Here is a 23,310-nt window from a genome sequence, read left to right on the forward strand (position 1 = left end):
CCTCACATGCCTGACTTCTCTGGCTTGCCGCTGGTAATCGAGCCCAGCGACCTGCTTGGTCGCCTCGAAACCGAACATCTGATTCTGGTGGACCTCACCAGCACGGCACGTTATGCCGAAGGGCATATCCCCGGCGCCCGCTTCGTGGACCCCAAGCGCACCCAACTGGGCCAGACACCGGCTCCGGGGTTGCTGCCATCCAAGGCATCCCTTGAGGCACTGTTCGGCGAACTGGGCCACACGCCAGACGCCACTTACGTGGTGTACGACGACGAAGGCGGTGGCTGGGCCGGGCGATTTATCTGGATGCTCGACGTCATCGGGCACAAGAAATATCACTACCTTGACGGCGGTTTGCTGGCCTGGCTGGAGGAAAAATCTCCGCTCAGTACCGACGTGCCCGCCCTTGTCGGCGGCCCGGTCAGCCTGACCCTGCACGACGAACCCACCGCCACCCGCGAGTACCTGCAAAGCCGTCTCGGCGCTGCCGACCTGGGTATCTGGGATGCCCGCGGCCCACTGGAGTACTCCGGCGAGAAGGTCCTCGCCGCCAAGGGTGGACACATCCCCGGCGCCGTGAACTTCGAATGGACGTCCGGCATGGACAAGGCACGCAGCCTGCGTATCCGCCGCGACATGCCACAGATCCTCGAAGACCTGGGGCTGACGAAAGACAAGGAAATCATCACCCACTGCCAGACTCACCACCGTTCTGGCTTCACCTACCTGGTGGCCAAGGCGCTCGGTTATCCGCGAGTCAAAGGTTATGCCGGTTCCTGGGGCGAATGGGGCAACCACCCCGACACCCCCGTTGAGATTTAAGCGTTAAGGACAGTTAATTAATGAAAAAGCAGTTGTTCATCCTCAGCCAGTACTTGCTGCCCCACCACCTGCTGTCACGGCTGGCGGGCTGCATCGCCGAATGCCGCGTGCGCTGGTTCAAGAATGCCTTCACCACCTGGTTCGCCAAGCGTTATCAAGTGGACATGTCCCAGGCCTTGGTAGAAGACGTGACGGCTTACGAGCACTTCAACGCCTTCTTCACCCGTGCCTTGAAAGAGGGCGCCCGCCCGCTGGACACCACTGCGGGTGCTGTCCTGAGCCCGGCCGATGGCGCCGTCAGCCAGGCCGGTCCGATTGAGCACGGCCGGGTATTCCAGGCCAAGGGCCACAGTTTCAGCGTGCTGGAATTGCTCGGCGGTGACGCAGCCGTCGCTGCGCCGTTCATGGGCGGCGACTTCGCCACCATCTACCTGTCGCCGAAGGACTACCACCGCGTGCATATGCCACTGGCCGGTACCCTGCGGGAAATGGTCTACGTCCCTGGGCGGATTTTCTCGGTGAACCAAACCACCGCGGAAAACGTGCCGGAGCTGTTTGCCCGTAACGAGCGCGTGGTTTGCCTGTTCGACACCGAACGCGGCCCGATGGCTGTGGTACTGGTGGGCGCGATGATTGTGGCGTCGATTGAAACCGTGTGGGCCGGCCTGGTCACGCCGCCCAAACGCGAACTGAAAACCGTACGCTACGACGAAGCCGCCCGTGCGCCGATCCATCTGGAAAAAGGTGCAGAACTGGGACGCTTCAAGCTGGGTTCGACGGCGATCGTGCTGTTTGGCCCGGATCAGGTGAAGTGGGCCGAAGAACTGGTGGCCGGTTTGCCAGTGCAGATGGGGCAGAGCATCGGCTTGCCAAAGGCCTGATTCAAGTACTGCGAAGATCAAGTGTGGGAGCGGGCTTGCCCGGCTCCCACATTTATTGGCAGTGACTAGAGCTGACCGTCGCGGTCGCGAAAGCCCAACAAGTACAACACCCCATCCAGCCCCAAGGTCGAGATCGCCTGCTTGGCCGATTGCTTGACCAATGGCTTGGCACGGAACGCCACGCCCAACCCGGCAATTGCCAGCATCGGCAAATCGTTGGCCCCGTCGCCCACCGCAATCGTCTGTTCCAGACGCAAGCCTTCCTTGTGCGCCAACTCTCTCAGCAAATCAGCTTTGCGCTGCGCGTCGACAATCGGCTCGACCGCCACGCCCGTCACCTTGCCATCCACCACTTCCAGTTCGTTGGCGAAGACATAGTCGATGCCCAGCTTGGCCTGCAATTGCTTGGCGAAGTAAGTGAAACCGCCCGACAGAATGGCGGTCTTGTAGCCCAGACGCTTGAGTTCGGCAAACAGCGTCTCCGCGCCCTCGGTCAGACGCAGGGAAGCACCGATGGAGTCCAGCACACTGACGTCCAGCCCTTTAAGCAGCGCCAGGCGCTCCTTGAAGCTGGCGCGAAAGTCCAGCTCACCAGCCATGGCGCGCTCAGTGATCGCCGAGACTTGTTCACCAACGCCGGCAGCCTTGGCCAGTTCGTCGATAACTTCAGCTTCGATCAGTGTCGAGTCCATGTCGAAGACCGCCAGACGGCGGTTGCGACGAAACAGCGAGTCTTCCTGGAAGGCGATATCGACATTCAGTTCCTGGGCGACACTCAGGAACTCGGCGCGCAAAGCTTGCGGATCAGCCGGTTCACCACGCACGGAGAACTCGATACAGCCTTTGCCTTTGTCGGCGGGTGTGTCTAAAGGCATACGACCCGACAGACGGTCAATGTGGTCAATATTCAAGCCATATTGAGCCGTGATCGAACTGACACGCTGCAGCTGCTCAGCGGTTACCTTGCGGGTCAATAGCGTCACGATGTGGCGCTTTTTGCCCTGGCCGGCCACCCAATTCTGATAGTCCTCTTCAGACACCGGGGTGAAACGCACCTGCTGATTGAGCTCATAGCCCGTAAACAGGATGTCCTTGAGCACCGACGAGGCACGTTCAGTGTTCGGGATCTCGACCAGGATGCCGAACGACAAAGCGTCATGGATCACCGCCTGGCCGATGTCGAGAATGTTCACACCACCCTGGGCCAGAACACCGGTAATGGCTGCAGTGAGACCCGGACGATCTTCACCGGTGATGTTAATCAGGACAATTTCGCGCAAAGCGCACCCCCGAGGTGGAAAAAAACCGCATTCTACCCACTTTCAGTGACCATCGGGCACAGCCAGCGCTTTGCCGGTCACAGGCCTGTCGCTATACTGCGCGTCAACTTCACGGACTAAAGAGCCGAGCTTAAGTGAACCGGCCCACGCCAGTAAAAACCGATAACTTCTTCCTGCTGATCTTCCGGGCACTGCGTCACCGCCGTGTACCGATCGCATTACGCATCGCCAGCCATAACGTGATCCTGGTCGCTCTGGCCCTGGTGATCTACGCCTGCGTGATGGGATTGCAGTTCAAGCAGGCCATGCACGAGCAAGCCGACGCCCTGGGTGCCAGCTTGACCACCCAGACCGCAACGTCTGCGACGGAGCTGTTGGTGTCCAACGACATCCTCAGCCTCAATGTGCTGCTCAACAACCTGACCAAGAACCCGCTGGTGGCCCACGCCGCCATCTACAGCGTGGACAACCGGATCATGGCCGAAGCCGGGCAACGCCCGAAAAACGGCCTGCTGGGTGAAGCCGAAGGCCTGTATTCGAGCAACATCACCTTTCAGGATGTGAAGGCTGGACAGTTGCGCATCAGCCTGGACATGCAGCAGTTCCAGCAGCCGATGACCATCAGCCTGCAAAGCATGGGCATCTTGAGTGCGATCCTGCTGGCCCTGTCTCTGGCCTTAAGCCTGCGCCTGGGTCGGCATATCTCCACACCCCTGATGCAATTGCGCATCTGGCTGCGGGACATCGACGAACACACCCCGGCCACCGATCGCCAGGATGAAATCGGCGACCTCGCCCGCCAGCTGCACACAAGCTTCGCGCCTGAACCGGTAGTGCCCGAGGCTGAACCTGAGCCCGAGTACGACGACACCGAGTACGAAGAAGAAGAGCCTGAGTTCGAGGTGCGTAACCTGCGGGACCCAAGTTTCGATGAAAGCACGCCGGTGGCCGGGCTCAAGCCTGCTACGCGGCATGTGATCAAGGCCGAGGAAGACGAACTGGACGAAGAAGATCCGTTCTCCGACCTTCGCGATCATTCGGCGCAAGCTCCAGTCGTTGTGCCCAAGCCGGCACCCGTGCAAAACACCGAGCCGCAACACAGTGCGGTACTGGCAGTGCAACTGGGTGCGCAAGATCAACTGCGCCGCCTGCCCCGTGCCCGCCTGACCGAACTGCTGGAACGCTATCGTGATTGCCTCGACCAGGCCGCCTCGCTGTATCAGAGCGAACTGCACACCCTGAACGACGGCAGTACGCTGATGCTGTTCCACAGCGAAGACAGCGGCGAAGACTACCTGACCAACGCCATCTGCTGCGGTGAGTTGCTGCGGGCCCTGGGCCACGCGCTGCAAATCGAAGTGGCCGACAGCGGCATCACCTTGCAACTGCAACTTGGTTTAACACTGGGTGACGATCTATATGGCATGAGCCAGATCGACCTGCTGCTGACCGAGATTGCCCAGGACGCCCTGGCCTTGTCCCAACACAGCCGCAACCTGCTGCTGGTGGAGCGCAAGATCGGTGATGACGTACTGATTCGCCAGCGCGCACGAATCCGGCCGATTGCCAGCCCGGAAGGTGCATGCTGCGTAGAGCGGCTGATGGAGCCTTATCCGTCGATGCTGGAGCGGCAACTGGCGCGGATGCATGAGACCCGCGCGAAGCACTCATAAACACTGCAGAACAAATGTGGGAGCGGCGGTGCGACTTGCTCGCGAAGGCGATTGTAGCCGCTGCCGAGGTACGAGGCTGCGATGGGCTGCGTAGCGGCCCCCAGGGCGGTCCTGCGGACACGCATCGCAGCCTCGTACCTCGGCAGCGGCTACAACTGCTTTCGCTACTTTGGTCGGCGCCACAACTCAAATTCCGCCCCAACAAAAAGGCCCGCTAATCAGCGGGCCTTGTTTTGTCAGCATTCAACTCAGAACCTGAACACTTCCATATCGGTGCGAATCGGCGAAGCCATCGGCATCTTCGGCTTCTCCGGTGCCGCCGGCTTGGCCGGGGCTGGTGCCGGTTTGCGTGGAGCCTCAGCAACCGACGGCTGGTTGGCCAATGGCTTGAGTGCTACCGATAACTGCTCCGCCAAATGCTGCAACAACACGCCCTGGGCCTGGACCTGGGAAGCGGTGGTGCCCGCGTGCTCTTCCTGCAAGTGCACGATGCGGTTATCCCGCACCTGGCCACGGCGGTCGATCAAGCGCCATTGCGCATCGAGGATCGCCGGCTGCGAAGCACCCGAGTCCAGGCGCGTGATGGTCAGCAGTACCTGTACGTCCGGGGTAAACCCCGTCGGTGCCGGCGCCAATACCACACGCTGGCTGTCGAGTTGACCGGCCACCTGACGCAACATCAACTGGTTGATGTCGGACGAAAGGCTACCCGCCCAACGGCCGTCAACGGAACCTTGCAGGCTGCCGTCGTTCTGACGTTGCAACAGGGTTTCGCGTTGCAGGTAGTCAGCCACGACAACCGGGCCAAGCAATACTGCCATGCCAGCACTTTGTGCAGGCTGAGCCGGACTTCCACTGTCCAGCTGATACAACGACACCGGTTGGTGCGTGCTGCAACCCGCCAGCCCCAAAAGGCCAGCGAGCATCAAAAATAAAGGAAGGCGCGAAGCAGTCATCATCCCATCCAGGTGGCTGCCACAAGGCGAACCACAATGTAATACTCAAAAATAACCTATACGCGCTCAGCCACGCCGGCGCTGGAAAGGCCATATCATCCGTGAATATGCGCCATGACTCCAGCGCGAAAGCGTCGATCTACGGGTTAAATCGTAGATCGGGAGCTCTATATCGCCTTAAACGGGAGTGTCTACCAGTAACGCATCCACTCGCTGGAAGCCTCGAGGCAGTTTATTCCCACGCCGACCACGTTCGCCCTTGTAGTGCTCAAGGTCATCAGGACGCAACGACAGCGTGCGCTTGCCGGCTTGCAGCACCAAGGTCGAGCCTTCCGGGATCACCGCGATGTCGGTCACGAACTCTTCGCGACTGGCCACGCGCTCTCCGGGAATACCGATGATCTTGTTGCCCTTGCCTTTGCCCAACTGCGGCAGGTCGCTGATCTTGAAGATCAGCAGGCGCCCCTCAGTGGTCACCGAGGCCAGCCAATTGCCATCACGGTCCGTGACCGGACGCGGCAGAATCACCTTGGCGTTGTTCGGCAAGCTCAGCAATGCCTTGCCCGCCTTGTTCTTGGCCTGCAGGTCCTCACCCTTGACCACGAACCCATAACCCGCATCGGAGGCGATGACATACAGCGCATCGTCGTCCGGCAGCAGCACACATTCAAAATTCGCCCCTGGCGGCGGTGTCAGACGACCGGTCAACGGTTCGCCCTGCCCTCTTGCCGATGGCAAGGTATGGGCGGGCACCGAATAACTGCGACCGGTGGAGTCGATAAACACCGCAAACTGGTTGGAACGTCCGGCGGCAGCGGTCTTGAAACCGTCACCCGCCTTGTAGGACAGCCCCGTGGCATCGATATCATGCCCTTTGGCCGAGCGAACCCAACCCTTTTCCGACAGAACGACGGTAATTTTCTCGTTAGGCAGCAATTCGGTTTCTGTCAGAGCCTTGGCTTCGGCACGCTCGACAATCGGCGAACGGCGGTCATCGCCATAGGTTTCGGCATCTTTGATCAGTTCGCTGCGCACCAGTTTCTTGAGTTTGGCTTCACTGCCCAGCAGGGCTTGCAGCTTGGCTTGCTCCTTGAGCAACGCGTCCTGCTCGTCCCGCAACTTCATTTCTTCCAGTCGCGCCAACTGACGCAGACGGGTGTCGAGGATGTAGTCGGCCTGGATTTCACTCAGTTCGAAACGCGCGATCAAGTCGGCTTTCGGGTGCTCGGCGGTGCGGATGATATGGATCACTTCATCCAGGTTGAGGTAGGCAATCAGCAAACCGTCCAACAGGTGCAGGCGGCGCTCGACCTTGTCCAGGCGGAACTGCAAGCGACGGCGCACCGTCTGCACGCGGAATTCCAGCCATTCCACCAGCAGGTTGCGCAGGTTCTTCAACTGCGGCTTGCCGTCCAGGCCAATGATGTTGACGTTGACCCGGTAGCTGGACTCCAGGTCGGTGCTGGCGAACAGGTGCTGCATCAGCACTTCGTGGTCGACCCGGCTGTTGGTCGGGATGATCACGATGCGGCATGGGTTTTCGTGGTCGGACTCGTCACGCAGGTCGGCCACTTGCGGCAGCTTCGAGGGCTTGGCCTGCATCAATGCGGCAATCTGCTCCAGCACCTTGGCACCGGAAACCTGATGCGGCAGCGCGGTGACGATGATGTCGCCGTCTTCGACGTGGTACACGGCGCGCATACGCACCGAGCCCTTGCCGGTTTCGTACATTTTCAGCAGGTCGGCGCGAGGCGTGATGATTTCCGCTTCGGTCGGGTAGTCCGGGCCCTGGATATGCTCACACAGCTGTTCGACGGTGGCCTTGGGTTCATCCAGCAAGCGCACGCAGGCCGTGGCGACTTCCCGCAGGTTGTGCGGCGGCACATCAGTGGCCATGCCGACGGCAATGCCGGTGGTGCCGTTGAGCAGGATGTTCGGCAGACGCGCCGGCAGCACCAGCGGCTCCTCAAGGGTGCCGTCGAAGTTAGGCCCCCAGTTGGCCGTGCCCTGGCCCAGCTCGCTGAGCAACACTTCCGAATAACGGGAAAGTCGCGCCTCGGTGTAACGCATGGCGGCGAAGGACTTGGGATCATCCGGCGCACCCCAGTTGCCCTGGCCGTCCACCAAGGTATAGCGGTAGCTGAACGGCTGGGCCATCAGCACCATGGCCTCATAACACGCCGAGTCACCGTGGGGGTGGAACTTGCCGAGCACGTCACCGACGGTACGCGCCGATTTCTTGTGCTTGGAGTCGGCGTCCAGTCCCAGCTCACTCATGGCATAGATAATGCGCCGCTGTACCGGTTTCAGGCCGTCGCCGATATGCGGCAAGGCACGGTCCATGATCACGTACATGGAGTAGTTGAGGTAGGCACTTTCGGTGAAGTCAGCCAGCGATCGGCGTTCAACGCCATCTAAGCTGTCTGCAAGGATGTCACTCATGCGGGCCTCATCATTGTTTGGTCTGGCGCAGCAGCAAGGTGCCGCCACGCTGGGTAAATTCAAGTTGTTTCAATGCGCTCATGCCCAACAGCACTTGCTCGCCACCCAGTCCCGGCGCCACCAGGGCGCGGACGTCCTGCAAGACGATATCGCCCAACTGCAGGCGGTCAAGGTGGGTACGATACCCTTGGCTACGACCGTTGGCCGTGCTCAAGGTCACCGGTAAACCCCGCTTGAGCCCCAGGCGCTCGGCCAACTCGGCGGGCACCGCCACGTCGGTGGCGCCAGTATCGAGCATGAACTCCACCGGCAGGCCGTTGATCTGGCCGCTGGCGACGAAATGCCCCTGACCGTTACCGGCCAGCTTCACTTCGATGTAACCCTCGTGTTGCTCCGAGGTAACCACGGCATTGGGGTTTTGCTGACGCGCTTCCCACTGCTCGAAAAACCGTGTTGCCAGAAACAGCCCGGCCCCCCAAGCCACGAACATCAGCACACGTCCGGCGCGCTTGCCGGGCGGCTGTGTGCTCATGGCTTGGCGCTCCAGCCACCGGCCGGAGCGGCGAAACGATAGACCATCGGCCGCTTTTCACCATCGGCACGGGGGCCGAAATTATTGTCGATGCCGACCCAGGCACCCTCGGTGTCCACCACCAGCGCTTCGGCCAGGCCATACGACTGGGGATAACGCCGATTCGGCACCAGCGCGTCTTCGGCATACGACCAGCACAACTCGACCTTGGCGGTGACGATATCCCGACGGCAGATCTGGAACGCATTGCGCTCCAGGGTAAACAGCTTGCCATTGAACAGCGACAGGTCGGCAAAGTCCTTGGACACGGCCTTGGCGCCCGGGAACTGGGCCGGCTGCATCTCCTGACCGGCTTCGCTCAGCAGCACGCAACGTCCGTCACAGTCCCAAAGGCTTTGCCCACGCTTGATCGAGATCAGTCCTCGCCGTTCACGCTCGGCAGCAAGCCAGATCTGAGTGCCTTCGGGGTTCACCGCGAGGCCTTCAAACAAGGCATTGAAGTGCAGCAACATGCCACTGGCCCGCGCTTCGCGCACCATGCCCGGGGCAATCTTCAGCCACTCCGGTTCCCCGGTCGCCGGTACTTGTAGCACCGCAGCGTGGGCTTCGCTGACAATGTAGCGATTGCCGGCGGCATCACAACTGATCCCTTCAAAGTCCAGATCGCCACCCCGCACCAACGAAGCGACCTTGGTACGCGAGCGCAAGCCCCAGGGCAACCCGGAGTCAGGCACCGGCGGTACGTTGATCTTTACCGTTTCGGCTTGCCAGACATCCGCCGAGGTATCGAGCCGGTAAATCTGCTCGTCATCGCGATCGGAGACGGTCCACAGTTCTTTGCCGCAAACGGCCAAGCCCGACAGGTTGCCGCCGCGCATGCCGTCTACCGGGTGTTCAGACAACAGCTTGAGCTCAGCAGCAGGCGCCGCGACCACCGAAGTGGTCGCCAACCCGCTCAACAACAGTATCGCCAGGGCGAAACCGCTGCGCATCAGCCCAGAACCTCGGCCAGGTTGCCTTTGGATTCCAGCCAGCTCTTGCGATCCGGAGCACGCTTCTTGGCCAGCAGCATGTCCATCATTTCCGAAGTGGCGGCGAAGTCTTCCAGGGTCAACTGCACCAGGCGCCGAGTGTTCGGGTCCATGGTGGTTTCCCGCAATTGCGGCGGATTCATCTCGCCCAGACCTTTAAATCGGGTAACTTGCGGCTTGCCGCGTTTCTTCTCGGCCACCAGGCGATCGAGGATGCCATCGCGCTCGGCTTCGTCCAGGGCGTAGAAAATTTCCTTGCCCAGGTCGATCCGGTACAGCGGCGGCATGGCGACATAGACGTGACCGGCATCCACCAACGGGCGGAAGTGCTGGACGAACAGCGCACAGAGCAAGGTCGCGATGTGCAGACCGTCGGAGTCGGCGTCGGCAAGGATGCAGATCTTGCCGTAGCGCAGTTGGCTCATGTCCGCCGCGCCTGGGTCGACACCGATGGCCACGGCGATGTTGTGTACTTCCTGGCTGGCCAGCACTTCGCTGCCGTCGACTTCCCAGGTGTTGAGGATCTTGCCGCGCAACGGCAGGATCGCCTGGAACTCCTTGTCCCGCGCTTGCTTGGCGGAACCACCGGCAGAATCACCTTCCACCAGGAACAGCTCGGAACGCATCGGGTCCTGCCCGGCGCAATCCGCCAGCTTGCCCGGCAGTGCCGGGCCCTGGGTGATGCGCTTGCGTTCAACTTTTTTGCTGGCTTTCAGACGACGGCCAGCGTTGTTGATCGCCAACTCAGCCAGGGCCAGGCCCAGTTCCGGATGCTCATTGAGCCACAGGCTGAAAGCGTCCTTGACCACACCCGAGACAAACGCTGCCGCCTCACGGGACGACAGGCGCTCCTTGGTCTGGCCGGAGAATTGTGGCTCCTGCATTTTCATCGACAGAACGAACGCGATCCGCTCCCAGACGTCTTCCGGCGCCAGCTTCACGCCACGCGGCAACAGGCTGCGGTATTCGCAGAATTCACGCATGGCATCCAGCAAGCCCTGGCGCAAACCGTTGACGTGAGTACCACCCTGGGCTGTCGGGATCAGGTTGACGTAGCTTTCCTGAACACTGTCGCCACCTTCGGGCAGCCACAGCAGGGCCCAGTCCACGGCCTCTTTATTACCGGCCAGGCTGCCACAGAACGGCTCGTTGGGCAGGCGTTCGAATTCGGCGACGGAGTCTTCCAGGTAGGAGCGCAGGCCGTCTTCGTAATGCCACTCGACTTTCTCGCCGGTGCCTTTGTCTTCAAAGCTGACCAGCAGCCCCGGGCACAATACAGCCTTGGCCTTGAGCACGTGCTTGAGGCGGCTGATGGAAAATTTCGGTGAGTCGAAATATTTCGGGTCGGGAGCGAAGTAAACGCTGGTCCCGGTGTTGCGCTTGCCAACGGTGCCGACCACTTCCAGGTCGGTGGCCTTGTAGCCGTCGGCGAAGGTCATCTGGTATTCGTTGCCGTCGCGCTTGACCTTGACCGTGACCTGCGTCGACAGGGCGTTGACCACGGAAATACCCACACCGTGCAAGCCACCGGAGAACTGGTAGTTCTTGTTGGAGAACTTGCCACCGGCGTGCAGCTTGGTGAGGATCAGCTCGACGCCCGACACACCCTCTTCCGGGTGGATGTCCACCGGCATGCCGCGACCATCGTCGCTGACTTCCAGGGAGTGGTCGGCGTGAAGGATGACTTGTACCGACTTGGCGTGCCCGGCCAAGGCTTCGTCGACGCTGTTGTCGATGACTTCCTGGGCAAGGTGGTTCGGCCGACTGGTGTCGGTGTACATGCCGGGGCGTTTGCGCACCGGGTCGAGGCCCGAGAGGACTTCGATGGCGTCGGCGTTATAAGAGCTAGCGCTGGGAGTGGCCATGGGGTCTCGTCGTGAGTCGTTCGATTAAAAAGTAACCTGCGGTTTCACAGTGCTGTGAAATCGAAGGATTGATACTGATCGGCGCCAATGCCGGCAAAACTCAACAGCGCCGGTAGCTGCCGGGCAAACCCCTGATAACCATGATCGCCACCGGCCTGGATGCGCAAGGCACAGGCCCGGTAATACTGCTGGGCGAGACGATAATCCAGTGTTTCATCCCCGGTCTGCAACCACACCTGATAACGCTGTGCGTCCTGGGGCGCCGGGATTTCCAGCTCGGCCAGGGCTGCGACGTGATCATGGGTCAGTTCCCAGGTTTCATCGGTGTAGAGGTTCTTCTGGGTGCCCAGGTAACCGTCGAACATCCGATGGGGGCTGACCGCAGGGTTGACCAGCAAGGCATTGAGGCCATGGCGCTCGGCAAGATGAGTTGCATAGTAGCCGCCGAGTGAGCTGCCGACCAGCAGTGGCCGGCCCATCTCGCTGATGGCCTGTTCCAGCTGGGCTATCGCCTGACGCGGGTGGTGATGCAGGGCCGGCACGCACAATTGATCAGCCAGACCGAGGCTGTCCATCACGGTGATCAGTTGGCGGGCCTTGTTGGAGGCCGGCGCGCTGTTGAAACCGTGGATATACAAGATCGAAGCGGACATTCCGGGTCCTCTGTGGGGCTGCCAAAGAGGCGCAGTTTACAGGGAACAACGGGCTCGGTCTCTCCACGCACCACCAATCACCTGTGGGAGCTGGCTTGCCTGCGATGGCGGTAGGCCAGAATACCCGGCAGCGACTGTCACGCCGCCATCGCAGGCAAGCCAGCTCCCACATTTAATCAGTAGCCATTGCTACCGTAATCCACCTGGAACACGAAGCCTTCGACCCGCTCCACACCGGTTTCCAACCGCCCGTCGGCATGCAGCCGCAGCCAGCGGTAGCCTGGTGCCTCCTCGCTGACCTTGAAATCCTCACTGCCTGGCGCAAATTGAATGCACGTAGAAGGCGACGCCAGCAAGCGCACGCCGTTGCGTTCACGGTCGATTTCCTGATGAACATGCCCCCAGAGCACTGCTTTCACTTGGGGAAAGCGATCCAGCACAGCAAACAGCGCCTCGGGATTGCGCAGGCCGATGGGCTCCATCCAGGCGCAACCGATAGACACCGGATGATGGTGGAAACACACCAGATGATGACGGGTTGGCGCTTCGCTCAAGGATTGCGCGAGCAATTGCAGTTGCCGGTCCTGCAAATACCCCGGCACCGAGCCTGGCACGGCGGAATCCAGCAAGGTGATGCGCCAGTTGCCCACATCCACCACCGGTTCGAGCAACGCGCTGTTGATCGCGGCGTGCGCCATGATCTGGGGTTCATCGTGATTGCCCGGAATCCAGCGCGCTGGCGCCGGGATTTGCCGGGTCATGTCACGAAACGCCTGGTAAGACGCCAGCGTACCGTCCTGGGACAGATCGCCGGTGGCCAGCAGCAAGTCGATTTTCGGCTGCCGGGCCAGTACCCGGTCGATGACCCGTTGCAGGCTGTCGCGGGTATTCATGCCCAGCAGCTGAGTGTCGGCCTCGGCAAACAGGTGGCTGTCGGACAGTTGCACCAGCAACGCCGCAGCGTCAGGGTTCAAAGTGGATACGCTCGGCAAGGCGTTCTCCCAGGGCGTGATCACAGGAATGGACATTAGGCGCAATTATGCTGGGGCAGGACACAAAGAGGAAATCCAAGGAAGCAGACGCAGTTCACATCTATCGAACGACTTCAAACTCGTGGCCCAGTGCCAGGCAATGACTCAACCATTCACCCAGGAACACATTGAGCTGTGCTTTCTCATCGGGCTGGTGCATGAACACATTGGGGTAAGGATAGATGCTGCGAAAGCGTCGCGCATGCTCGGCACTGACCACTTCGGCCATGCGCGCGTCGTGGTACACCTGAACCTCCAACTGCGGCACCGGCAGCCAGGGCAGGCTGTGCTCCTGACGCACCCGTAACGTTGTGGTGTACGGGCAGGCAAGCACGACCTCCAGGGTCAGCACGCCGAGCATCTGGTCCCCGCGGGTCACCGCAATGCGCCGCGCCTCAGGGGTATGGCGCATGTCCGGCAGCAGCCGCATCAGCCGTGCATAGTTGGCCTCGCAGGCTGCTTGCAGCCCGATCAGGTCAACCCGATATCGCTCCCGTGCCTTTACTGCCATAACCCCCTCACTTCCGCGCGATTAAGCGCAAGCCATTGCAGGGCGATAATGCTGGCTGCGTTGGAAATTTTCCCGTCACGTACCGCTTGCAGGGCATCTTCGAAGGCCCAGACGGTGACGCGAATGTCTTCTGCTTCCTCTTCCAGTCCATGGACGCCACCTGCCCCGCTGCTGTCGCAACGCCCCAGGAACAGATGAACAAATTCGGTACTGCCGCCCGGCGAAGGGAAATACTGGGTGATTGGCCACAACGCAGAGAAGGTCAGTCCAGCTTCCTCTTCAGCTTCGCGGTGTGCAACCTCCTCCGGTTGCTCATCCTTGTCGATCAGGCCGGCGACCATTTCGATCAGCCATGGGTTGTCGGTACGCCCCATGGCGCCGACACGGAACTGTTCGATCAACACCACTTCATCGCGCTGCGGATCGTAAGGCAGCACGCACACCGCATCATGGCGGACAAAGACTTCACGATTGAGCTCACGGCTCATGCCGCCGTCAAACTTTTCGTGGCGCAGCTTCAGCCGATCGAGCTTGTAGAAGCCCTTGTAGGCATTCTCGCGCTGAACCACTTCAATCTTGCTCGGCGTCGATTTCGCAATGTCCGTCATACTCAACCTCGTTTATTGCCTGGCGGTGTCGAGGCAGCCCTCGAGATCGCGCCATCCTAACGCGCTCCCGCCCCAGGATGCAGCCCCTTTCCAGTTGCCGGGATGGACGGCGGGCGTCAAACTCACTCTAATCAGCTTAGTGGCGAACTGACGGCCCTGTTGGTAGTCGAAGCTCCACATTTTCACCTTTCCTCCTGATTTCTCTAGAAGGCACGAAGGACGCACATGTCGCTTTTAAAAATCGCCTCCATGGCTTGTATTGCCCTGACCCTCGGCGCTTGCCAGAGCCTGTTCCAGCCCAGCTACCTCAAGCCTTTGGACACCACTTCCGACGCCTCGGAGCAAATCAAGCCTGGCTGCAGCAGCCCGGATTGCCCGCTGGTGAACATCGATACCGTGCATTTCCCCACCGAGCCACAACTCGACACCGTGGTGGAACAACGCCTGCTGCAGATGACCCGCACCTCGCCCAACGCCAGTGTGCCGGCCAGCCTGAACGCCTACCGGGAAAAGTTTTTGCGTGAGTCGCCCAACCGCAACAGCATGTACTTGCAAGCCAAGGTACGTGAGCAGCATGACGGACTGGTGATCATCGAAGTGTCCAGTTACCTGGATACCGGTACCGCCCACGGCGACCCGGGACGCGGCTTTATCAACTACTCACGCCTGCTGCACAAAGAGCTGACCCTGGCCGACATGCTGCTGCCAGGCCAGGAAGATGCCTTCTGGAGAACCGCGAAAGTGGCCCACAACAGCTGGCTGATCAGTTCGCAAATGGACCGTGACCCGGAATTCGTGAAGAACTGGCCCTTCCAGAAAACCCCGAATGTGGCGTTGACCAGCACCGGGGTAGTCCTCAAGTACAACGTCACCACCATTGCACCTTATGCGTTGGGGCTGATCGAAATAACCCTCCCCTACGCGCGGCTCAGCGGTGTAATCAAGCCTGAACTGGTGCCTGCGCACCACTGAAGGCCCGGCCCAGGATAAATTGCAGCAGCCCTGCCAGCACCAGTGCCGGCAGGGTCGCGCCGATATCCGGGTACAGATTGGCCAGCAGGTGATAGGTGCTGATGCCTCCGAGCCAGGCCAGTAACGCCGGCCAGCGCAAGCTCGCCACCACCGTCGAGCCACGGCGGCGCAGGATAAAGTGATCCACCAGCACCACACCGAACAGCGGCGCGAACACCGAACCGATCAACAGCAAGAAATTCTGATACTGCGCCAGCGGTGCCAGACAGGCGATCAGGGTGCAGATGAAACCGATAGCCAACGCCAGGTGCTCGACTTTCAAACGCAACAGAATCCCGCTGGACACCGCTGCCGAGTGAATATCGGCGAATGCGTTTTCTGATTCATCCAGCAAAATCAGCAGCAGCGGAATCCCCAGGCCGGCGCCGGCCAACGCCAGAAGTAGCGCATTCACTTCGCCGCTCGGCGCAAAGGCCAGAGTGTAGGCCACGCCCAGGCTCATCAGCCAGAAATTACCGATAAAGAAGCCCAGCGCTGTACCGCCGAAAACGCTTTTCGCACGCTTGCCGAAACGCGAGTAATCGGCAATCAGTGGCAGCCAGGACAACGGCATGGCGATGGCAATATCAAAGCCTGCGGCAAACGGCATCGAGCCGTCACCACTGCGAGCCCAGAGGGCGGCCAGGTCAGCTTTGGCGAACAGGTTCCAGGTTAGCCACAAGCAGGCGGCGAGCAGCAGCCAGATACCCCATTTGCGCAGGATTTGTCGCACAAAGGTCAGCGGACCGCTGACAGCTAATAAGGTGGCGAGGCCGCCGAAGAACACGGTCCAGAGCAGCGGGCTGGCCAACAGGCTGCCTTCGCTGAACGCCCGTGTACCCAGCAAGCTGGCGGCATCGCGCATCACGATGATTTCGAACGAGCCCCAGCCAATCAGTTGCAGCAGGTTCAGCAGCGCTGGCAGGCTTGCGCCTTTGGAGCCGAGGCTGAGTTTGAGGGCGGCCATGGAGGACAAGCCGGTGTCGCTGCCGATCACCCCGACGGCGGCGAGCAACAGTACGCCCACCAGAGTGCCAAGGAAAATCGCCAGTAACGAGCCGGACAAGCCCAGGCCCGGCGCCAATAACGCGCCGGTTTGCAGGACCATCAGGCCAATGCCGAGGGAGAACCACAGGGAGAAGAGATCGCGGGCGCCGAAGACGCGTTTGTCGGTGGGGACCGCAATGTCTGGAGAATAGGTGCTGGGTTGAATGCTCAAGGGTGTTATCTCAGAGGGGCATTTTTTGTTTGGTAGACCGCTATCGCGGGCAAGCCCGCTCCCACAGGAGGGTCTGCTGTGAACACAGAACCCACTAACAACTCGATCAACTGTGGGAGCGGGCTTGCCCGCGATGGCGGCAGTGCAAGCACCGCCGCCTTTGGATCAGACCTTCTTGTAAAGCTGACTACCTTCCTGCTTGAACCGCTCCGCCTGCTCCGCTAATCCCTTGGCAACGTCCACATCCACCGCCTCAATGCGCTGGTTGGCCGCATACTCACGGACTTCCTGGGTGATCTTCATCGAACAGAATTTCGGCCCGCACATCGAGCAGAAATGCGCGACCTTGGCCGAGTCCTTCGGCAAGGTTTCATCGTGATAGGAGCGCGCGGTATCCGGATCCAGGCCCAGGTTGAACTGGTCTTCCCAGCGGAACTCGAAACGCGCCTTGCTCAGCGCGTTGTCGCGAATCTGCGCCCCCGGATGCCCCTTCGCCAAATCCGCCGCATGGGCCGCGATCTTATAGGTGATAATTCCGGTTTTCACGTCATCCTTGTTCGGCAACCCCAGGTGTTCCTTGGGCGTGACGTAGCAGAGCATGGCGCAACCGAACCAGCCAATCATTGCCGCACCGATGCCGGAGGTGATGTGGTCGTAGCCTGGTGCGATGTCGGTGGTCAGCGGGCCGAGGGTGTAGAACGGCGCCTCGTCGCAGCACTCCAACTGCTTGTCCATGTTCTCCTTGATCAGTTGCATCGGCACGTGGCCGGGGCCTTCGATCATGGTTTGCACGTCGTGCTTCCAGGCAATCTTGGTCAGCTCGCCGAGGGTTTCCAGCTCGCCAAATTGTGCAGCGTCGTTGGCGTCGGCAATCGAGCCCGGACGCAGGCCATCCCCGAGGGAGAAGCTGACGTCGTAAGCCTTCATGATTTCGCAGATTTCGTCGAAATGGGTATAGGTGAAGTTCTCTTTGTGGTGCGCCAGGCACCACTTGGCCATGATCGAACCACCACGGGAAACGATGCCGGTGACGCGCTTGGCGGTCAGCGGTACATAGCGCAGCAGCACGCCGGCGTGGATGGTGAAGTAGTCGACGCCCTGCTCGGCCTGCTCGATCAGCGTGTCGCGGAACAGCTCCCAGGTCAGGTCTTCGGCGGCGCCGCCAACTTTTTCCAGGGCCTGATAAATCGGCACGGTACCGATCGGCACCGGCGAGTTGCGGATGATCCATTCACGGGTTTCGTGGATGTGCTTACCGGTGGACAAATCCATCACCGTGTCCGAACCCCAGCGAATGCCCCAGGTCAGTTTCGCCACTTCTTCTTCAATGGACGAACCCAGCGCACTGTTGCCGATATTGCCGTTGATCTTCACCAGGAAGTTACGGCCGATGATCATCGGTTCCAGTTCGGTGTGGTTGATGTTGGCCGGAATGATCGCGCGGCCACGGGCGATTTCTTCGCGCACAAATTCCGGGGTGATGATTTTCGGCACGCTGGCGCCAAAGCTGTGGCCGGCGTGTTGCTGATCCAGCAGGCCGGCGGCACGGGCCTCTTCCAACTTCATGTTTTCGCGGATGGCGACGTATTCCATCTCGGCGGTGATGATGCCTTTGCGGGCATAGTGCATCTGCGTGACGTTGGCCCCGGCCTTGGCGCGGCGCGGGTTTTTCACATGAGCGAAACGCAGGGCGGTCAGTTCGGCATCGCTCAGGCGCTGTTGGCCGAAGTGGGAGCTGAGGCCGGCCAGGCGCTCGGTGTCGCCACGGGATTCGATCCACGGTGAGCGCACATCGCCCAGGCCTTTGCGCACGTCGATGATGACGTTGGGGTCGGTGTACGGGCCGGAGGTGTCATACACCACCACGGGCGCGTTGATTTCGCCGCCGAAATCAGTGGGGGTCACGTCGAGGCTGACCTCGCGCATCGGTACGCGAATGTCCGGACGAGTGCCCTGGACGTAGATCTTTTGCGAGCGGGTAAACGGCTGCACGGAACCGGAGTCGACCTTGGCCGATTCACTCAAGTGCACGGTGTTTTTCAGTTTTGTACTTTTTAGTTCTGTGCTCATCACGGGCTCTCCAACTATCCAGGCGGCGGATTTTTTGTCGGAGCGAACCTGTAACGGATGGACGCACTGAAATCAGTGCTGTGCTTGGTGCACGAGGGCTGTTCGATTGTCGAACAACATCCCGGACGAAGCACAAGAGGACTCGCCGGGTGACGAGAAATCTTGTTCCCTACGCAGGCGCTAACCTGATCAGGTTCAACGGGATCCGGTATTTACCGATCTCAGCCTCATAGCAAGGCACCCCGACAAGAACGCGGCCAGTCTAGACCATGGAGCAGGCAAATTGCCAATAGCGGTGCATTCAGCGTGATGAATGGCGTAATTACCGGATTGTTGTGCCGTGATGGCGCCACTACACTCGGCTACTGCTCAAGGCCTTGACGCTCCGAATCGCTCGCCGTAGCCTTGGGCGCTAAATTATTGTCGTAATATTCACTCTAGGGATCGCCTCATGCTGCGCAAACTCTCACTGGCTCTTGCCGTGTCTTGTGCGACCAATGGAATGGTCTGGGCAGCTGAAGCGCCCCTGACGACCAAAACCGACCTGGTCAGCGTCTACCAGGAAGCCGTGGATAACAACGCCGACCTGGCTGCCGCCCGCGCCCAGTACGGCGCGCAGAAAGAAGTGGTGCCGCAGGCCCGCGCCGGCTTGCTGCCGAACCTGTCAGCCGGTGCCGACAGTAATAACGTGCGCACCCAAATCTACCAGCCCGCCGCCACCGCCAATCGGGATGCTCACTCCTGGCGGGCGACCTTGAGCCAGCCGCTGTTCCGCATTGATCGCTGGTTCCAGCTGCAGGCCGCCGAAGCGGTCAATGAGCAGGCTGCCCTGCAACTGTCGGCCACCGAACAGAACATGATCCTGCAAAGCGCCGAGAACTACTTCGCGGTGCTGCGGGCCCAGGACAACCTGGCATCGACCAAGGCTGAAGAAGCCGCGTTCAAGCGCCAGCTCGACCAGTCCAATGAGCGTTTCGATGTCGGCCTGTCGGACAAGACCGACGTGCTGCAATCCCAGGCCAGCTACGACACCGCCCGGGCCAATCGGATCCTGGCCCAGCGCCAAGTGGACGACGCCTTCGAAGCGCTGATCACCCTGACCAACCGCCAGTACAACGCGATCCAGGGCATCGTCCACACCCTGCCGGTGTTACCGCCGGCGCCGAACGACGCCAAGGCATGGGTCGAAACCGCAGGCCGGCAGAACTTGAACTTGCTGGCCAGCAACTATGCGGTGACTGCGGCCGAGGAAACCCTCAAGCAACGCAAGGCCGGCCACGCGCCGACCCTGGATGCGGTGGCGCAGTATGAAAAGGGTGACAACGACGCCCTCGGCTTCAGTAACCCGAATAGCCTGCCTATCGCTTACGGCGGTGATGTCTCGCAACGCACCGTCGGCCTGCGCCTGAACATCCCGATCTACAGCGGTGGCCTCACCAGCTCGCAAGTGCGTGAGTCCTATTCCCGCCTGGACCAGACCGAGCAGCAACGCGAAGGCCTGCGCCGCCAAGTGGTGGAAAACACCCGCAACCTGCACCGCGCGGTGAACACCGATGTGGAGCAGGTGCAAGCGCGCCGCCAGTCGATCATCTCCAACCAGAGCGCAGTGGAAGCCACGGAAATCGGTTACCAGGTGGGCACACGCAATATCGTCGACGTGCTCGATGCTCAGCGCCAGCTGTACACCTCGGTGCGCAACTACAACAACAGCCGCTATGACTACATCCTCGACAACCTGCGCTTGAAACAGGCAGCAGGGACATTGAACCCGGGGGATTTGCAGGATTTGGCGCGGTATCTGAAGGCTGATTACAACCCTGATAAAGACTTCCTGCCGCCCGACCTGGCCAAGGCGGCTGCAGAGCAGTTGAAAGCCAACCCCAACTATTAAGCACAACACAAAACAAAAATGTGGGAGCTGGCTTGCCTGCGATGACGGATTTACATTCAACATCACTGTTGACTGTTACACCGATATCGCAGGCAAGCCAGCTCCCACATTGGTTTTGTGTTGTCAGGGATTCAGCAGTTTGCCCAACCCATCCAGCAACCGCTGCAAAGCACCCTGATTGGCCCGCATCACCTTAAGCCCTGCCTCTGCCATCTTCTGCGCATCCTGCGGCAGCTCGAACAAACGTTGCACCGCCACTGCCAGGCCATCGGCATCGTCCACTTCCTGCAACGCGCCGACTTCACGCATCATCGCGGCGATTTCGAGGAAGTTGAACAAATGCGGACCCGCGAGGACTGGCTTGGCCAACGCCGCCGGTTCCAGCAGGTTATGTCCGCCAGTAGGTACCAGGCTGCCGCCGACAAAGGCGCTGTCGGCCAGGGCATACAGAAACAGCAATTCGCCCATGGTGTCGCCCAGCAATACCGAAGTGTCCGCCATAACCGGCTCGCCGCTGGAGCGTCGCACCGTGGCAAACCCTTGCTGCTGGCACAGTTCAAACACCGCGTTGAAGCGTTCAGGATGACGCGGAACCAGGATCAGCAATGCATCGGGATGGCTGGCGAGTAACTGACGATGGGCGGCCAGCACCACTTCATCTTCACCTTCGTGGGTACTGGCGGCGATCCATACCGGACGCTCACCGGCCTGCCATTGCTCGCGCAAAGCGGCTGCGCGCACCAACAACTGAGGATCAATCGTCAGATCGAACTTGATCGAACCGGTGACTTCGACGGTTTCCGGCCGCGCGCCCAGGCTGCGAAAACGCTCAGCCTCGGTTTCGGTCTGCACAGCGAACAGACTCATTTCTGCCAACATCGGCGCAGTCAGTTTGGCGAAACGTCCGTAACCCTTCGCCGAACGCGCTGACAATCGCGCGTTGGCCAGTGCCACCGGAATCTTGCGTTTGGCGCACTGATGGATGTGGTTGGGCCACAGCTCGGTCTCCATGATCACCGCCAGCTTCGGCTGGACCTTATCGAGAAACCGCGCGGCAGCGCAGGGCAAGTCATAGGGCAGATAGCAATGCTGGATCCGCGGCTCATTGGCGAACAACGCCTGGATCCGCTCGGAACCGGTGGGTGTCATGCAGGTGACGGTGATCGGCAACTGTGGATAACGTTGCAACAGGCCACGGATCATCGGCGCGGCAGCGATGCTTTCGCCCACCGACACGGCGTGCACCCAGATCCCGCCGGGTTGCATCGCCGGCAACCCGTAGGAAAAGCGCTCGCCGACGCGCTTGGCATAAGCCGGCGCCTTGCGGGCCCGCAGCCATAGACGTAAAGCCACCAACGGCAGCGCCAGGTAAAACAGACAGCTGTAGAGAGTTCTATTCATGGCGGCGGAGTTTATCGGCTTTTTCAGTCGATCGCCTGCAAGCACTCGGCAAAACGTTCGGCCAGGAAACGTGCAGCCGGGCCCAAGGGCTCATCACGGCGCCATACCATCTCCACCACCAGCGCCGGCGGAGTCCATTCGCTGTCCAGTTCGACCATCTGGCCCTGATAGGTCGGGTACTGCACCACGTGTCGCGGCAGCCAGGCCCAGCCCAACCCCCGCGAGAGCCATTCGGCCAGCACATAGAAGCTGTCGGCACGCCACACCTGCGGGCTGGCGGCTTCGCTGCCGGGATAAACACTGGTTTGGGTGGACATCAGCAATTGGCGAAACTGCGCCAGGTGCTGGCAAAGTACATGTTTCCCCGTTGCCAGCGGATGCCCGACGCCGCACACCGTGACCATTTCCACACTGCCGACCACTCGCCGCTCCAGGGCTTCGGGGATTTGGTCGTGGTAGAACAACAAGCCCAGGTCCGCCTGGCGCTCCACCAGTTTGCGCGCCACATCACCTTGGGCGACGCTGAACAGTTGCACCTCCAGACTGGGGAATTTACCGGCCAGCCCCTCAAGGCTATCGAGTACCGGCTGATAGAGCATCGCTTCGTCCTGGGCCAGGCGCAGGCATGCTTCTTCCCCGCGCATCAAGGACATAGCCCGGCCGTTGAGCCGTTCACACTGACGCAACACCTCCCGCGCCTCTTCCAGCAACACCATGCCCGCTTCGGTCAGGCGGGGCTGGCGGCCGCTGCTACGATCAAACAGGCTCAGCCCCAAATCCGCCTCTAATAAAGCAATGCCATTGCTGACCGCCGACTGCGCCTTGCGCTGCTCCCGCGCCACCGCCGAAAACGAGCGCTGCTCGGCGACGCTGACAAACAGGCGCATCTGCTCCAGGCTCCATTGCACACTCATGGCCAAACCCATCTTTATTTCGGATAGGTAATGACTTTACCCCATCTGTGGAGTCTCTAGAATGCCGACCTTATCAAGCGACCCTACACCGAGGATTACCCCATGAACGCTGCTTACTATTACCTGGCTATCGCCATTTGCTCGGAAGTGATCGCTACCGTTTCCATGAAAGCGATCAAAGGCTTCAGCACGCCGATCCCGTTGCTGTTGGTGATTGTCGGCTACAGCGTGGCCTTCTGGATGCTGACCCTGGTGGTACGTACTGTGCCGGTGGGCGTGGCCTATGCCGTCTGGGCCGGGATGGGGATCGTCATGGTCAGCATTGCTGCACTGTTTATCTATGGGCAGAAACTCGATATACCCGCGATGCTCGGGATGGGCCTGATTGTGTTGGGGGTGGTGGTGATTCAGTTGTTTTCGAAAACGGCAGGGCATTGACCGTTCGCTCAGCACTCAAGTGAGTCCAGAATTCGCAGCCTCGTTTCACTCGACAGCTCCTACAGTGCACATGGCATGAGC

Annotated in this window: 20 protein-coding genes and 1 riboswitch; of the genes, 6 read left to right on the forward strand and 14 right to left on the reverse strand. The window is 60.5% G+C overall.

Annotation, left to right across the window (positions count from 1 at the left end; genetic code table 11):
• Window positions 1-6 precede the first annotated feature (6 nt).
• Both GNF76_RS08870 and asd read left to right on the forward strand, forming a co-directional pair.
• On the forward strand, window positions 7-822 hold the full coding sequence (locus tag GNF76_RS08870) for a rhodanese-like domain-containing protein (protein WP_155582804.1): 816 nt from the start codon (window positions 7-9) through the stop codon (window positions 820-822).
• Between the two features lie 20 nt (window positions 823-842).
• A complete protein-coding gene (gene asd, locus GNF76_RS08875; RefSeq protein ID WP_155582805.1) occupies window positions 843-1,703 on the forward strand; it encodes an archaetidylserine decarboxylase in 861 nt (286 codons plus the stop codon).
• Window positions 1,704-1,768: 65 nt separating this feature from the next.
• Here asd and serB read toward each other — a convergent pair whose 3' ends face one another.
• Complete coding sequence (serB, locus tag GNF76_RS08880; RefSeq protein ID WP_155582806.1) at window positions 1,769-2,983, reverse strand: phosphoserine phosphatase SerB; 1,215 nt, start codon at window positions 2,981-2,983, stop codon at window positions 1,769-1,771.
• Window positions 2,984-3,117: 134 nt separating this feature from the next.
• On the opposite strand from serB, the gene GNF76_RS08885 reads away from it, so the two are divergent.
• Window positions 3,118-4,656, forward strand: coding sequence for an AhpA/YtjB family protein (locus tag GNF76_RS08885; RefSeq protein WP_178123242.1), 1,539 nt, complete (start codon window positions 3,118-3,120; stop codon window positions 4,654-4,656).
• Between the two features lie 248 nt (window positions 4,657-4,904).
• Here GNF76_RS08885 and GNF76_RS08890 read toward each other — a convergent pair whose 3' ends face one another.
• The 9 genes from GNF76_RS08890 to GNF76_RS08930 form a co-directional block, all read right to left on the reverse strand.
• Window positions 4,905-5,615, reverse strand: a complete 711-nt coding sequence (locus GNF76_RS08890) for a PqiC family protein (protein ID WP_155582807.1) — start codon at window positions 5,613-5,615, stop codon at window positions 4,905-4,907.
• A 174-nt stretch (window positions 5,616-5,789) separates the two neighbouring features.
• Window positions 5,790-8,054, reverse strand: a complete 2,265-nt coding sequence (gene parC, locus GNF76_RS08895) for a DNA topoisomerase IV subunit A (protein WP_155582808.1) — start codon at window positions 8,052-8,054, stop codon at window positions 5,790-5,792.
• A gap of 10 nt (window positions 8,055-8,064) precedes the next feature.
• A complete protein-coding gene (locus GNF76_RS08900; RefSeq protein WP_155582809.1) occupies window positions 8,065-8,586 on the reverse strand; it encodes a retropepsin-like aspartic protease family protein in 522 nt (173 codons plus the stop codon).
• Complete coding sequence (locus tag GNF76_RS08905; RefSeq protein WP_155582810.1) at window positions 8,583-9,578, reverse strand: esterase-like activity of phytase family protein; 996 nt, start codon at window positions 9,576-9,578, stop codon at window positions 8,583-8,585. Before GNF76_RS08905 ends, GNF76_RS08900 begins: the two co-directional genes overlap by 4 nt.
• Window positions 9,578-11,482 carry a DNA topoisomerase IV subunit B gene (parE, locus tag GNF76_RS08910; protein ID WP_155582811.1) on the reverse strand — a complete coding sequence of 635 codons (1,905 nt, stop codon included), beginning with the start codon at window positions 11,480-11,482 and terminating at the stop codon, window positions 9,578-9,580. The genes GNF76_RS08905 and parE overlap by 1 nt, the downstream gene beginning before the upstream one ends.
• A 44-nt stretch (window positions 11,483-11,526) precedes the next feature.
• Window positions 11,527-12,135: a YqiA/YcfP family alpha/beta fold hydrolase gene (locus GNF76_RS08915; RefSeq protein WP_155582812.1), complete on the reverse strand. Its 609-nt coding sequence runs from the start codon at window positions 12,133-12,135 to the stop codon at window positions 11,527-11,529.
• A gap of 176 nt (window positions 12,136-12,311) precedes the next feature.
• Window positions 12,312-13,127, reverse strand: a complete 816-nt coding sequence (gene cpdA, locus GNF76_RS08920) for a 3',5'-cyclic-AMP phosphodiesterase (protein ID WP_155582977.1) — start codon at window positions 13,125-13,127, stop codon at window positions 12,312-12,314.
• Between the two features lie 100 nt (window positions 13,128-13,227).
• Entirely contained in the window at window positions 13,228-13,677 is a 450-nt protein-coding gene (locus tag GNF76_RS08925; RefSeq protein ID WP_155582813.1) for a DUF1249 domain-containing protein, read from the reverse strand.
• Entirely contained in the window at window positions 13,668-14,285 is a 618-nt protein-coding gene (locus GNF76_RS08930; RefSeq protein WP_155582814.1) for an NUDIX domain-containing protein, read from the reverse strand. The genes GNF76_RS08925 and GNF76_RS08930 overlap by 10 nt, the downstream gene beginning before the upstream one ends.
• Before the next feature lie 225 nt (window positions 14,286-14,510).
• Here GNF76_RS08930 and GNF76_RS08935 point away from each other — a divergent pair, with 225 nt between their 5' ends.
• Window positions 14,511-15,257: an RsiV family protein gene (locus GNF76_RS08935; RefSeq protein WP_155582815.1), complete on the forward strand. Its 747-nt coding sequence runs from the start codon at window positions 14,511-14,513 to the stop codon at window positions 15,255-15,257.
• On the opposite strand, the gene cytX is transcribed toward GNF76_RS08935, so the two are convergent.
• Together cytX and thiC are read right to left on the reverse strand one after the other, a co-directional pair.
• Complete coding sequence (gene cytX, locus GNF76_RS08940; protein WP_155582816.1) at window positions 15,226-16,515, reverse strand: putative hydroxymethylpyrimidine transporter CytX; 1,290 nt, start codon at window positions 16,513-16,515, stop codon at window positions 15,226-15,228. The two genes, GNF76_RS08935 and cytX, sit on opposite strands and share 32 nt — an antisense overlap.
• A 165-nt stretch (window positions 16,516-16,680) precedes the next feature.
• Window positions 16,681-18,585: a phosphomethylpyrimidine synthase ThiC gene (gene thiC, locus GNF76_RS08945; RefSeq protein WP_155582817.1), complete on the reverse strand. Its 1,905-nt coding sequence runs from the start codon at window positions 18,583-18,585 to the stop codon at window positions 16,681-16,683.
• Window positions 18,586-18,734: 149 nt separating this feature from the next.
• Window positions 18,735-18,840, reverse strand: a riboswitch (TPP riboswitch).
• Between the two features lie 196 nt (window positions 18,841-19,036).
• Here thiC and GNF76_RS08950 point away from each other — a divergent pair.
• The gene (locus GNF76_RS08950; RefSeq protein ID WP_155582818.1) at window positions 19,037-20,476 is read left to right on the forward strand and encodes a TolC family outer membrane protein; all 1,440 of its coding nucleotides are present in this window, start codon (window positions 19,037-19,039) and stop codon (window positions 20,474-20,476) included.
• 123 nt (window positions 20,477-20,599) lie between these two features.
• Here GNF76_RS08950 and waaA read toward each other — a convergent pair whose 3' ends face one another.
• Both waaA and GNF76_RS08960 read right to left on the reverse strand, forming a co-directional pair.
• Complete coding sequence (gene waaA, locus GNF76_RS08955) at window positions 20,600-21,877, reverse strand: lipid IV(A) 3-deoxy-D-manno-octulosonic acid transferase (protein ID WP_155582819.1); 1,278 nt, start codon at window positions 21,875-21,877, stop codon at window positions 20,600-20,602.
• 23 nt (window positions 21,878-21,900) lie between these two features.
• On the reverse strand, window positions 21,901-22,791 hold the full coding sequence (locus GNF76_RS08960) for a LysR family transcriptional regulator (protein ID WP_155582820.1): 891 nt from the start codon (window positions 22,789-22,791) through the stop codon (window positions 21,901-21,903).
• 102 nt (window positions 22,792-22,893) lie between these two features.
• Between GNF76_RS08960 and GNF76_RS08965 the strand changes: the two genes are divergently transcribed.
• The gene (locus GNF76_RS08965) at window positions 22,894-23,229 is read left to right on the forward strand and encodes a DMT family transporter (RefSeq protein ID WP_048727637.1); all 336 of its coding nucleotides are present in this window, start codon (window positions 22,894-22,896) and stop codon (window positions 23,227-23,229) included.
• Window positions 23,230-23,310: the final 81 nt, after the last annotated feature.

Source organism: Pseudomonas spelaei (assembly GCF_009724245.1).
Classification (GTDB): domain Bacteria; phylum Pseudomonadota; class Gammaproteobacteria; order Pseudomonadales; family Pseudomonadaceae; genus Aquipseudomonas; species Aquipseudomonas spelaei.